This is a genomic window from Myroides sp. DW712 (assembly GCF_046557355.1).
Lineage (GTDB): Bacteria > Bacteroidota > Bacteroidia > Flavobacteriales > Flavobacteriaceae > Flavobacterium.
Genome location: NZ_JBKFDO010000005.1, coordinates 141405 through 155120, shown reverse-complemented (window position 1 = coordinate 155120; position 13716 = coordinate 141405). Strand labels below are relative to the sequence as shown.

Sequence of the window (13716 nt, the reverse complement as noted above, 5' to 3'; positions counted from 1 at the left end):
CAATGCGTTTGATTAAACCAATTTATCTTTCAGCGGCCTTAGCTCTTGCTTTAGCAAGCTGTGGAGGCTCAAAAGCTATCATTCAAAAACCAATTTCAAATGTAGATCAACTACCTACAAGAACTAGTGCACTACCAGAAGATCAACTAAAAAGATGGAGTCATTTAGACATCTTACGTGATACAGTACCTGGAATGTCAGTAGATCGCGCTTATGAAGAACTTTTAAAAGGAAAACCACTTCCTAAGAAAGTCGTTGTTGGTGTAATTGACTCTGGAATAGAAATTGATCACGATGATTTGAAAGATCAAGTTTGGACCAATCCAAACGAAATCGCGGGAAATAATATTGACGACGATAACAACGGATACATCGACGACATACACGGATGGAACTTCTTAGGAAAATCTGTCCATGAAAACGTCGAAATGGTACGTGTTGTTCGCCGTGGAGACGATGGATCTGATCAATACCAAAGAGCGGTAAAAGAACTAGCCAAAGAAATTCAAGAAGCGAAAGAAATCCAAGTTAGAGCGGATATGTTAATGCGCGCAAACGAGCGATTAGCAGCATTCTTAGGCAAGAAAGATTATACTATTGAAGATTTAAATGCAATTGGAGCAGATGCGTCAGAAGAAATTATACACTCTAAAAAAGTAATTTCAAACATCTTAAACAATGGCCGTGAGCTTTCTTGGTTAGAAACGTATAAAAACTACGGAGACAGCAAATTAAACTACCATTTAAACATTGATTTTAACGGACGTGAACTAGTAGGTGATGATCATAGTAATATTGACGATCGCGTATATGGAGACAACGATGTAATTGGTCCAGATCGCGATGAAGCAAAACACGGAACACATGTTTCTGGAATCATTGCGCAAACAAGACACAATAATCTAGGTGGAGACGGTGTAGCTTCAGAGGTTGCAGAAATCATGGCTTTACGTGCTGTTCCAGATGGAGATGAGTACGATAAAGACATTGCTTTAGCTATTCGCTATGCAGCAGATAATGGAGCGAAAGTAATCAATGGAAGTTTTGGAAAATACTTTGAAGAAAATAGCCAATGGGTACGCGATGCGATTCAATATGCAGAATCAAAAGACGTGCTAATTGTGGTTGCAGCAGGAAATGATGCGATGGATTTAAACATTGAAGGTGGCGTAGAGCGCTACCCGAATGACAACGTAAAAATGGGACCTGAAGTAGCTAATAATTTCTTAGTTGTTGGAGCATTAAATCCTAAATTTGGAGAAAACATGGTAGCAACTTTCTCAAACTACGGGCACTATGATGTGGATGTTTTTGCTCCTGGAGTAAAAATTTACGCGACAACTCCGCACAATACTTATGAATACTTACAAGGAACGTCAATGGCATCGCCAAACGTGGCTGGAGTTGCTGCTTTAGTAAGAGCTTACTATCCTCAATTTACAGCAGCTGAAGTGAAAAAAATCATCATGGATTCTGGTGTAGCAGTAAATATTGACGTTATCGTTGGAGAAAAAAGAGAGGTAAGAAATTTCAATTCCATTTCAACTTCTGGAAAATTTGTCAATGCATATAATGCCTTATTACTAGCTGAAAAATTAGCTAAGTCAAAAAAATAATCTTTTCTATTTTTAAAGAAAATAATTCCATACTCCACAACTTAGCTGTTCTTTGTTGTGGAGTTTTAATTTAAACAGAGCCATGAAAAATTTAGTTGTAATACTCTTCTTTTGTTTGCCTTTTTTAGCACAGGTAAACGCACAAAACAACCCTAATCCAGGGTATTGGCAACAGCATGCTGATTACAGCATGGAGGTGAAAATGGACGTGAAGAAATTCACTTATACTGGGACGCAATCAGTCGCTTATACCAATCATTCTCCAGATACGTTGCGCAAAGTTTTTTATCACTTGTACTTTAATGCTTTTCAGCCGAATAGCGATATGGATGCTTTGTTAATGAGCATTCCAGACCCCGATCCGCGCATGGTAGATACCAAAGAGGTTCGCGGTAGAAAAATCACAGAGAGCAAAATCAATAAACTGAAAGAGAATGAAATTGGCTTTGTCAAAGTAAAAAAACTAGCACAAGATGGTACAGCAGTTGAAAGTAAAGTGGTAGGGACCATCCTAGAAGTAACCTTAAACACACCATTAGCGCCACATCAAACTACTATTTTAGATTTAACTTTTGATGGACAAGTGCCTCAAATGGTTCGTCGTGCAGGACGCAACAGCAAAGAAGGAGTAGCCTTATCTATGGCACAATGGTTCCCTAAACTAGCGGAATACGATTTTGAAGGTTGGCATACAGAACAGTACTTGGGTCGTGAATTTCACAGCGTATGGAGTAATTACGACGTAAAAATCACCCTTGATAAAGACTATACCGTTGGTGGAACAGGTATTTTGCAAAACAACAATGAAATTGGACATGGATACGAAGATAAAGGGGTAACGGTACCAAATACCAAAGGAAAAACACTTACTTGGCATTTCAAAGCAGAAAATGTATTAGACTTTACTTGGGCTGCTGACCCCAATTACCTCCACGACATTTACGAAGGACCAAATGGTGTTAAATTGCATTTTTTATACAAAAACAACCCCAATATTATTGAGAATTGGAAGCAATTACAACCTGTTACTGCTCAGTTAATGGATTTTTTCAATAAGAATGTCGGGGAATATCCTTATACACAATATTCTGTGATTCAAGGAGGCGACGGCGGAATGGAGTATTCGATGTGTACCTTGATTACAGGAGAGCGAAATTTTCCGAGTTTAGTAGGCGTTACTGCTCATGAACTTGCCCACAGTTGGTTCCAACATACCTTAGCAACAAATGAAACCAAACACGAATGGATGGATGAAGGATTTACAACCTTCATTTCGGATTTAGCGATGTTACAAATTCTACCGAAAGAAAATTTAGAAGACGAGAATCCATTCGCTTCGACCTACAAAAGCTACTACAACATGATTGCGCGTAATATTCAAGAACCATTAACAACGCATTCAGACCATTATTTAACCAATAGAGCGTATTCGATATCAGCTTATAGTCGTGGTTCAATTTTCTTAACACAATTGGCCTATATTATCGGATGGGATAATATGATGAAAACCCTACAAGAATTCTATAGCCAATATAAGTTTACACATCCGACGCCAAACGATTTTAAACGCACGGCAGAACGCATTACAGGAGCCAATCTAGATTGGTATATGACAGATTGGACCATGACTACTAATACCGTAGATTATGCCGTACTGTTTGTGGAAGAAATTCAAAAAAATCAATCCTTAGTGACCTTAAAACGTATAGGACGTGCAGGTATGCCCTTGGATATTTTGGTTACCTATCAAGATGGTTCAATGGAGACTTTTTATGTGCCTTATACCTCTATGCATTGGAACAAACCGAATCAGTATATAGAATACGAGCGCACCATTTTAGAAGGTTGGGGCTGGGCGCAACCTGAATATAAATTCATCATCAATAAACCGAAAAGTGAAATTAAAACCATTTTAATCGATCCAAGTCAGTTTATGGCCGATGTTAACCAAGAAAATAACGTGTACCATAACTAAGCAGGTCACAAGTAATAAAATAAAAGTCCTAGAAATATTCTAGGACTTTTATTTTATACATATCGTTTTCCTTTTCTACCTTTGTACCACCTATGACAAAACAAGACGAAACCTATCCAAGAGAAGAGAAACTGAAAGCAAAAAGGCTTATAGATGAATTATTTATAACAGGTAAATCCGTTAGTAAATACCCGCTTCGCTTGGTGTATATCGAAGTAAAAGACGAACAAGCTCCTCCATTACAGACAGGGGTATCTGTGTCTAAACGCCACTTTAAAAAGGCCGTAGATCGCAATTATTACAAGCGTTTACTTCGAGAAACCTACCGTAAAAACAAACATCTACTTGTCAATCATATTGATCAAAAATTTGCAATGATGCTTTTTTATCAAACCAAAGATCGATTGAGCTACCAAGAAGTAGAGCACAAAATGATTGCCTTGTTTGAAAAATTTATCAAACAACAGCAAATATTGAGCACAGAAAAGGATAATGAAGCGATTTAAACCTCGTTTTCAATACGATTACCAGCAAGACAGGCTAATAGAGGTTTATTTATTTTAAAAGGCTTAAAATGTCTTAATTTACCTAGCACAATAAAAAAGCCGAGACTTATCTCGGCTTTTTTATTGTGCTATTTCTAATGTTTGCATAATGGCTTCTAATTCAAGCATTACATTGCGCTTGCTCATAGAAGGATTATATGTAAATCCTTCTAGAATTAAATAATACCCCTCTTTTTTGACGATATACGACATATAAGGTCCTCCCATAAAACTATTTTCCATATCCCAAGTTCCTTTGACTTCTGTGACTTCCTGTTCTTTAAGAAAAATAGTTCTATAAAATGGCTCAAAATCAACGCTCATATTCATAAAAGTGTCTGGTTCCGCCGAGTGAATGTATTTTCCCACGACCGAATCCCGCAAATAATCCATATCTAAGACAAACTCCCGTTGGGTTTTAAATGGTTTTACACGATCAAAAGGCAAACTATACACTAAAATATTGCTATTTCCTGAAGCAATTTCTTTCTTATACCAAACAAAATTATCATCGACTAACACGCGTTTATAAGCTGTAGGTAAGTCTAAATCGATTTTGTATTTATCACGTAAATAAAACGTTTTATAACGTGGTCCTTCTTTGATTCGCGTTTGGATATTCTCAATCTCTTGCTTGTGAAAGCGTTGAATTATAGTCTCCTTGTTTTTCAAAAAAGTAGCAATAATACTCTCAGTATCAGTTCCTTCAATCAGGAAATAATGTTGCGGTTGAGCATAGTAATCTACTAGTAACTCAAAATTATTTCTATTTTTATTTGTAGATACATAGACAATATTCTTGTTGTTTTTTTGCGTATTGGCAAAAATACTCGGTGATTGTTGACTCAAATCAAACATGGGTTCGACAGGTGTAATACCATCTATTCCAGCAGCCAAATAATTTCGAATTGTATCCCCTACTTCACTTAGCCACAAATCGTCATCCATTACCAAAAGAACATGATTAATTGCACCTTGAGAAGGAATGCGTGCCTCATCCTTTTGCATGGGGTTCTTACAACTCATGCAAAATAAGAAACAAATGATATAGCATACGAGATATCTCAATGTCTGTTCTAATTAATTCTCAATTTCATTCCTGGTTGTAAGGTCACATTTTCTCCCATATTATTCAACGCTCTTAGTTTTGAAATGGTTACTCCAGGTATATTTTTACTGATGGAATATAGTGAATCACCTTTTTTTACCACATAATACCCACTGGCAGAAGCTTGTGCAACAGTAGATTTTCCGACCACCAATTTCTTACCTGGATAAATTACATTGGTTTTCATGTTGTTTAATCGTTTTAATTCGACAATCGATAAACCGTATTTTTTTGCAATAACCCCTACACTTTCCCCTTTTCGGATTGTGTGATATTTATTTCGGACACCCGAAGTTTGAGCAATTGCAATATCGTAATTTGGTTTTTCTTTGCGATCTTCTTCAAAGTCAACATAGGCATAAATTTTTTCTTCATTTGAAACCAACATACCAGCTTTATCTAAAGGCAAACGCAAAAAGTGCAATTCACTTGACGAATAAGGCACCACTTTCAATTTGTATGTAGGATTCAGAAACTCCAATTCCTCTTGACTAACGTCTAATAACTTAGCTATTTGGTCAAAGCTCATCATGCGTTTTACAGCCACTGTATCCGTTTGAACCAATTTCATTGGAATATTCGTATCGGCTTTAATTCCATGCTCTTTCGCATATTCAAAAATATACATGGTTGCATAAAAAGCAGGGAGATAATTTTGGGTTTCACGTGGTAAATTCGGGCGAATATTCCAGTAATTTGTCAATCCATTCGAACGGCGAATCGCTTTAGAAACATTTCCTGGTCCAGCATTATAGGAAGCTAAAACCAAATCCCAATCACCAAAAATTTTATATAAATCACCTAAAAATTTAGCAGCTGCCTCAGAAGATTTCAACGGATCAATACGGTCATCTTTAAAAGAAGAAACTTCTAAATTATATTGTTTTCCAGTTGCATACATGAATTGCCATAATCCAGTAGCTCCCATATGTGACACCGCTTTTGGGTTTAAAGCAGATTCTACAATAGCCAAATACTTTACTTCCAGCGGAATATTGTTTTTTGCCAATTGCTCTTCAAACATTGGAAAATAATACTCTGACAACCCTAGCAAACGTTCAAATGATTTTTTTCTCTTTTTCAAAAACGATTTGATTAAACGTTCTAATGATTCGTTATACTCGACATTAAATGGGGTTTTTTCGTTCAACAAAGCCAAACGTTCTTTCAAAACGGCCGTTGTCAATCCGTCCCATTCACCATCTTCATTGCTAAAGAATTCATCGCTTGTCAAGTCTTCGCTCATCTCTTCAAATAAGTCTTGATTGATCAATTCATCTAGCCAAAGCTTCTCGATGCGTTCGCTAGTAGAATGATTGACAAAACTTGCTTTAATCGAATCCAAATATACCTGTGGATCTAATTCTTTGTTTATTACTTCAATTCCTTCTGTCTGTTCTTGTGCACTTAACGTAAAAGATAATAGGCTAAAGAGGGATAACGCTACTCCTTTGTAATTCATAATTGTATAGTTTGAAATAGGGTATAGCCACCTCCCGTAGCTATACCCTAAGATATTATTCTTGTATTGCTTTGATACCAGGCAATAGTTGACCTTCTAACATTTCTAACATGGCACCACCACCTGTAGAGACATAACTCATTTTAGGCGCTAACCCAAATTGTTTCACTGCGGCTACAGAATCACCTCCACCAACTAATGAGAAGGCTCCATTTTTCGTTGCTTCTGCAATGAAATTTCCTAATTCAATGGTTCCCTTGGCAAATTTATCCATCTCAAATACCCCTAATGGTCCATTCCACAGGATAATTTTGGAATCCAAGATTACTTTTTTCAAGCTTGCTAAGGTTTCAGGACCTACATCGAGTCCTTGCCATCCTGCTGGAATTGCTTTTACATCAACAATTTGTGTATTTGCATCGGCAGCAAATGCATCCGCTGCTACTACATCAATTGGCAAATGAATTTGCACATTTTTCTCTTTGGCTTGCTGCATAATGCGCAAAGCCAATTCTAATTTATCTTCTTCACAAATGGAATTTCCGATACTTCCACCTAAAGCTTTTACGAACGTAAACGCCATTCCTCCACCGATAATCAGGTGATCCACTTTATCCAAGATATTTTCGATAATTGTAATTTTAGACGATACTTTTGATCCACCTAAAATAGCAGTTACTGGTTTTTCAGTGCTATTCAATACTTTATCAATACTCTCGATTTCTTTAGCTAGTAAATACCCAAAACATTTGTCGTTAGGAAAAAATTGAGCCACAATTGTCGTTGAAGCATGAGCACGGTGAGCCGTACCAAAAGCGTCGTTAATGTAAAAATCTGCAAAAGAAGCTAAAGCCGCTGCGAAAGATTCCGTTCCCTTCTCTTCCTCTGGGTAAAAACGCAAGTTTTCCAATAAGATGATATCTCCTGGCTGGCTTTTGTCTACGGCTTGTTTTACTGATTCACCAATACAATCTTCAACAAATGTAATGTTCTTCCCTAAAACTTCTTGTGTTTTAGCAACGATATGACGCAGCGAATACGCTTGGTTCTTCTCTCCTTTTGGACGTCCTAAGTGCGAAACTAAAATCGCTACTCCCCCATCTTTGATTACCTTTTCGATGGTGGGTTTTGCAGCTTCAATACGGTTCGTATCCGTCACCTCAAAGGCCTCATTTAAAGGTACATTAAAATCAACGCGAATTAAGACTTTTTTGTTATTAAAATTCACATTATCAATTGTTTTCATAGTTGTATTGTTCTAAAATAAATTCTGATTAACGCAAATATAAATCTTTTTAAAATCCAATGCCGTTTATTTTTGAATATTCTATCCACTTCTATTCTTTTTTGCGTATATTCCAACAGTTTTACACTCTTTTGTTACAGGAAGAATCCAAGTATACCTCTTCTTTTAACAACCAATCAGAAAATCATTTATCTGTTATAAAAAACAAATGTGTTTTCTTTTTAAGACCACAACATACCCAAAAGAAATCGTTTATATTTGCACCATGTTATTTTCAGAAATCGTTGGTCAGAACCACATCAAGAATCACTTAATTCAAAGTGCCACATCAGGTAGAATCCCTCATGCTCAATTGTTTATTGGTCAAGAGGGTACAGGAACATTGCCTATGGCTATTGCCTATGCACAGTATTTGCTATGTAAAAATACAGGCAATGAAAACACGGGTGGAAACGAGAGTTGTAACATCAAATTCAATGGATTAATGCATCCTGATTTGCACTTTGTCTATCCTGTAGCAACCACGAGTGAAGTGAGTAAACACCCAACGAGCGATAAATTTGCAGAGCAATGGCGAACGTTTCTAAAAGCCAATCCTTACGGCAGTTTGATGGATTGGTACAACCATATCGACATTCAAAATAAGCAAGGCCAAATTGGCGTGGATGAAGCAGGTGAAATACTGAAAAAACTAGCATTAAAATCCTATGAAGGAGGCTATAAAATCATGATTATTTGGATGGCTGATAAGCTCAATACAGAAGCTTCCAATAAAATTTTAAAGATTTTAGAAGAACCACCTGCCAAGACAATCTTTCTTTTAATTGCAGAAAATGAGCAGTCCATCTTACAGACGATTTTATCGCGTTGTCAATTGTTGCGTTTTAATGCGTTGAACAGTGTGGAAATAGAACAGGCTCTTATTGCTAATCAAAGTTGTGAAAAACAACAAGCTGCTTTGCTTGCTCGTCAAGCTCAGGGCAATTACAACAAAGCCTTGCAATTGGTTTCTAACGCAGCTGACTCTGCTGATTTTGAACAAAAATTTGTCACTTGGGTACGCGCTGCCTTTCGAGCAAAAGGCAATGCAACTGTGATTAAAGATTTAATTGAATGGAGCGAGGATTTAGCAACCCTAGGACGCGAACAACAAAAACAATTTCTAGAATTTTGTATTGAGCTGTTTCGTCAAGCACTTTTGTGTAATTATCAGTCACCTAATTTAGTTTACTACCAAACGTCCGTCGACAAATTTAAGTTAGAAAACTTTGCTCCTTTTGTCAATGGAGCTAATATTGATGAAATTTTTGAAGAATTATCTCAAGCCATTTACCACATTGAGCGCAACGGCAATAGCAAAATGATATTTACGGATTTATCTATCAAATTAACGCGCTTAATTCACAAAAAATAGCGAAACTAATCTGTTTTGCTATCTGGTAATGTTCGTTGATATAACTTCAATTCCTCCCAAGTAAATTCGTTGTTAGACGCATTTTTAATATCCGTTAAGGATTTACCTTCATTGGCCGTAAAAAGTTCTTCTAATCGCTTAATTTTACTTTCTTCTAGCACTTCGTTTAGTTGAATTTTACCATCGGCAATCAATTTGGCTAAATGCGAAAAAATAGTGGTTGGCGTTAACTTTCGCTCTTGTGCAATCGCTTCTACGCGCAGACCTTCTTTCCACAGCTCGTAGGTTATAACAAATGTACTCTTCTTTTTCTCCTTTTTTTGCTTGTCTTTCGCCTTTAAATCTTCAATTAAATCATAGTCATCCTCCAAATCTAAGCGACTTGTACGCAATAAGGTAGCAATATGGGTGAGGTGATTAATTCGGTACTCACCTACTTCTAAACTTCTTAAATTTTCCTTAGTTAAGCGCTTTTTTTCAATGACTAAATCGACCATTTGTTTGGCTTTTTTCAAATCGAGAACGGCTTTAATTGTCTGATTTTCCAAGGCTTCTAATTCCGTAAAAAAGGTTTTCATTTGCCGTTTTCCCCTTACCTGAGCCATAGTAAATAACAATTCAAAGACCACGTGATCCAACGTCGGAAAAAAGTAAGCATAAGCTTTGTCTACCCGTTCTTTGACAAACTGTAGATCCACTGTGGGTTGTAGGAAAAGGCGATTTAACTGCACAATAAATTTATTAGCTAAAACCACTAATTCTTCTAGCGTTTGCACAATTTTTACCGTCCAACTCTTAAATTCATTCTTCTTGCTTCGTTCTGCTTCATCCGCAAACGAATATAGGTGATTGCGCCAATTTTGCGTCAGTACTTTCCACGAAAAAGCTTCAGTCAAACGCTCTTCTAAGAAAAGCAGCGTTTGTCTGTGTATTTCCTCTTCCAAGGTTTCTTGATCGGCCCTATTTTTGGCATACTGCATCACGTCGTAGTCGTTCCTTAACCCATTCATTTGAATCGGCGATAAAAGAACCAATCCCTGCAGCGATTTCAATCGAGACAAGGCAACATAAGCCTGTCCTGGTAAAAAGACCTTAGAAACGTCTAAAATCGCTTTTTCGAAGGTTAATCCCTGGCTTTTGTGCACTGTTATCGCCCACGCTAATTTTAAGGGATAATGAGTAAAAGTTCCCAAGAGTTCTTCTTCAATTTCCTTGGTATTAGGGTTGACTTTATAGCGAATATTCTGCCATTCATAACGTTCTACTTCGATTACTTCATTTTCTTCTGGAAACTTGACATAAATCTCATTGGGACTCACTTTTTGAACAATTCCCATCTTGCCGTTGTAATACTTCTTCTCAAACGATAAATCGTTTTTGACAAAAATGACCTGTGCCCCTACTTTCAACTGCAACTGATTTTCCAGGGGATAAATATTCGAAGGAAAATCACCTACAACTTCCGCTTGAAAAGCGTATGATTTAGCTTCTAAAGCCGCTAAAGAATCAGAATTAATAGTATCCGCCTTGGCATTGTGTGTAGTTAGGGTAATATAGCCTGTATTTTTTTGTTGATCAAAAGTCGGGTTAACGTATTGATTAAGTAGCTGTAAATTAGCTGGTGTAATGGTATTATTTCTCAGATTATTTAAAATCTGAATAAAAGCGTCATCCGATTGACGATATACTTTATCTAATTCAATGTACAACGGTGGATTGGATTGAATCACATTAGAGTGAAAAAAATAAGCCCCTTCATAATAGCGACGCAAAACCTCCCATTCTTCATTTTTTACAACCGGAGGTAACTGTAGCAAATCACCAATAAACAAAAGCTGTACTCCGCCAAAAGGCTTGTTATTTCGTCGAATCGTTTGCAACATAAAATCCATAGCATCAAGAACATCTGCACGTAACATACTCACTTCATCGACAATCAACAATTCCAGATTAAGGAAAAGCGTTCGACGCATCGTACTCATTCGAAAATGCTTGCGAATCGACACGCGATTTTCAAACTTAACATATTCACTAAAAATAGGAGGATTTACCGCATCGGGAATAAAGGCTGCTAGGGGAAAATGGAAAAATGAGTGAATCGTCACCCCTCCCGCATTTAAAGCAGCAATGCCAGTGGGCGCAACAATAACGGTATTTTTATGTGTACTATTGACGATTTCTTTCAACAACGTTGTTTTACCTGTCCCAGCCTTTCCTGTTAAAAAAATAGATTGCTGGGTTTCGTTGATAAACTGTAAAACATACGTGGCTTCTCTAGAAAAATTTTCCATTTTTTGAGGTAAGATAAAACTAAAATTGGTTTAAAAATAAAAATAGTCCCAAGAATACTTAGGACTATTTGATTAATATATGCAATTAGTAATTCTTATTTTTCTTCTTTAACTGCTGGGGCTGCTTCTTTTTTATCATCTACCGTTGTAGCTGCAGCAGAGCCTTGGTATTTTGCATTTAATTCTTTGATAATCTCTTCTGTGATGTTATACTCGTCTTTACCATAAATTACAGTCGAAGCTTCTTCCGTATTAAACACATAGTCTAACTTCTTTTTCTTCGCATAATCAGCGATGTGAGACTTCACTTTCTTAACGATTGAATCCATCTCTTTTGTACTTTCCGCTTGTAATTCTTGGAAGATTGTTTGTTGCTTTACTTGTAACTGTTGCTCTCTACGTTGTAATTCTCCTCCTTTTTGCTGTGCCCATGCTTGCCCTTTTTGAGCAGCATTGGATTGAAAGTTTTGAACCTCGCGTTGAAATTGCGCAATTTCTCCTTCGAAAGCTTTTCCTTTCTCTTCAGATTTTATTTTGTATTTTGATTCAATATCTTTTACTTCTTGATATTCTGTCATTAATTTAGAAGAATCAATATACGCAGTTTTAAATTCTGTTGTAGCAGCAGTGTTTGTATTGTTGTTACAAGAAAATAACAATCCCGCTAATCCTAATACGAAAATACCTTTTTTCATTTTTTATTTTTTTAAAAACATGTAAAATTAAAAAAACTTTTAATGTTTACTACTTTATTTCCATTTATATCTATTCATAAATAATATTTATATAAAAAATATTATCTATAAATTTAATCTATTAAAAGCTCCTTTCATAGCTCACTCCTGCTTTATTATCTTTATTTTGCAATAGTTAGATATAAATGAGTCATAAAAAAGAGCTTAAATCGCTTTAAAATGATTTTAATTACTCTTTTTGGTGTGACTTAGCGTCAAAATAGATTAAGAAACCTTTTTGGACAGACAATAGATAATGGAAGAGTATTCCATTGTACTTCTCGCTTCAATATTTGATCGCAAGCCAACGAAGAAAGCTTTAATCCAATTTTTCTTTCCCGTTTTGTATTCCTCCGACAAAAGAGAAACATAAAAGCTATCAAATAGCATGGGCTGTAATTCATCCACTTTAAATTGAAAGGCAGAAAAAATTGCAGTAATAGACTTTTGAGAAAAATGCCACAGATGACGAGGAGCATCAAACGCTGCCCAATGGGATTTGTAATAGGTAGCATCATAGGATTTGAAATTGGGTACAGCAATAACCAACTTACCTTCTGGTTTCAACAACCGATTCAATTCAATAATCTGTTCTTCTAAATTTGGAATATGTTCTAACACATGCCAAAGTGTAATTACATCAAATGAATGATTGGGAAGCTCCCTTAGATTTGTTACAACAGAAATACCTTTATTAAAAGCTAAAGTACTTGCTTTATCATTTGGTTCAAATCCTGTTGTTGTCCAACCACGTTTTTTTGCTTCTACTAAAAAATCTCCCGTACCACAGCCAATATCCAAAAGCGCTCCTACGGTATGATGTTGTTTAAACAACAAATCCACTTTTTTGCGCAAAGCAATTTTCTTTACCTCTTGATACAAACGCTCAAAAAGATTTCGTTTTCCATCGGTATGTGAAATATAATTTTCACTTTGATAATAACGTCCCAAATCTTCTTTAGCAGGCATGGGATCCGTCAACAACAAATCGTACGTTCGATTATAATACAAGGAGAATTTTTCTTGAGAAACCGTATAATCTTTTACCTCTAAAAATTTTTCGTCTTTGCTAAAATCTAAATGTTGCATTGTTGTTTCAGTTGTTAGTTTTTTATTCTTTCTAGTTGTAAAGAAAATTATCCCATTCCTCAAATGTAAAATTAATTCAACGAAAAGTAGACTCTTTTCTGAAATTTATCTATCGTCTATTTTTGTGATTCCTCTTTCTTATTTTTATTCTCTTTCAATTCTATTTTTTTTAAAAAAAAACTAGTTCTCCTATCTCTTACTTATTTTTTCTATCGATTTTTCTCAAGTAAAAATAA

The 13716-nt window shown here is 36.0% G+C and carries 10 protein-coding genes; 4 read left to right on the top strand and 6 right to left on the bottom strand.

Annotation, left to right across the window (positions count from 1 at the left end):
• Nucleotides 1-2 precede the first annotated feature (2 nt).
• The 3 genes from ACLJX0_RS06010 to rnpA all read left to right on the top strand — a co-directional run bounded on the left by ACLJX0_RS06010 (nucleotide 3) and on the right by rnpA (nucleotide 4097).
• Complete coding sequence (locus ACLJX0_RS06010) at nucleotides 3-1616, top strand: S8 family peptidase (RefSeq protein ID WP_410879183.1); 1614 nt, start codon at nucleotides 3-5, stop codon at nucleotides 1614-1616.
• Between the two features lie 82 nt (nucleotides 1617-1698).
• The gene (locus ACLJX0_RS06005) at nucleotides 1699-3591 is read left to right on the top strand and encodes a M1 family metallopeptidase (protein WP_410879182.1); all 1893 of its coding nucleotides are present in this window, start codon (nucleotides 1699-1701) and stop codon (nucleotides 3589-3591) included.
• 92 nt (nucleotides 3592-3683) lie between these two features.
• Nucleotides 3684-4097: a ribonuclease P protein component gene (rnpA, locus tag ACLJX0_RS06000; protein ID WP_410879180.1), complete on the top strand. Its 414-nt coding sequence runs from the start codon at nucleotides 3684-3686 to the stop codon at nucleotides 4095-4097.
• Between the two features lie 120 nt (nucleotides 4098-4217).
• Here the strand turns inward: rnpA and ACLJX0_RS05995 are convergent, their stop codons facing one another.
• Genes ACLJX0_RS05995 through ACLJX0_RS05985 form a run of 3 tightly spaced genes read right to left on the bottom strand, consistent with a single transcriptional unit; the run spans nucleotide 4218 to nucleotide 7952 of the window.
• Entirely contained in the window at nucleotides 4218-5162 is a 945-nt protein-coding gene (locus ACLJX0_RS05995; protein ID WP_410879179.1) for a DUF4837 family protein, read from the bottom strand.
• Nucleotides 5163-5212: 50 nt separating this feature from the next.
• Nucleotides 5213-6706 (bottom strand): transglycosylase SLT domain-containing protein, encoded by a 1494-nt coding sequence (locus ACLJX0_RS05990; protein ID WP_410879178.1) that lies wholly within the window; start codon nucleotides 6704-6706, stop codon nucleotides 5213-5215.
• Between the two features lie 55 nt (nucleotides 6707-6761).
• A complete protein-coding gene (locus ACLJX0_RS05985; protein ID WP_410879176.1) occupies nucleotides 6762-7952 on the bottom strand; it encodes a phosphoglycerate kinase in 1191 nt (396 codons plus the stop codon).
• Nucleotides 7953-8217: 265 nt separating this feature from the next.
• Between ACLJX0_RS05985 and ACLJX0_RS05980 the strand changes: the two genes are divergently transcribed.
• On the top strand, nucleotides 8218-9366 hold the full coding sequence (locus tag ACLJX0_RS05980) for an ATP-binding protein (RefSeq protein ID WP_410879175.1): 1149 nt from the start codon (nucleotides 8218-8220) through the stop codon (nucleotides 9364-9366).
• 5 nt (nucleotides 9367-9371) lie between these two features.
• Here ACLJX0_RS05980 and ACLJX0_RS05975 read toward each other — a convergent pair whose 3' ends face one another.
• From ACLJX0_RS05975 to ACLJX0_RS05965, 3 genes are all read right to left on the bottom strand, one after another.
• Nucleotides 9372-11657 carry a helix-turn-helix domain-containing protein gene (locus tag ACLJX0_RS05975; protein WP_410879174.1) on the bottom strand — a complete coding sequence of 762 codons (2286 nt, stop codon included), beginning with the start codon at nucleotides 11655-11657 and terminating at the stop codon, nucleotides 9372-9374.
• A gap of 95 nt (nucleotides 11658-11752) precedes the next feature.
• On the bottom strand, nucleotides 11753-12352 hold the full coding sequence (locus tag ACLJX0_RS05970) for an OmpH family outer membrane protein (RefSeq protein ID WP_410879173.1): 600 nt from the start codon (nucleotides 12350-12352) through the stop codon (nucleotides 11753-11755).
• A gap of 264 nt (nucleotides 12353-12616) precedes the next feature.
• Nucleotides 12617-13480, bottom strand: coding sequence for a class I SAM-dependent methyltransferase (locus ACLJX0_RS05965; RefSeq protein ID WP_410879172.1), 864 nt, complete (start codon nucleotides 13478-13480; stop codon nucleotides 12617-12619).
• Between the last annotated feature and the right edge of the window lie 236 nt (nucleotides 13481-13716).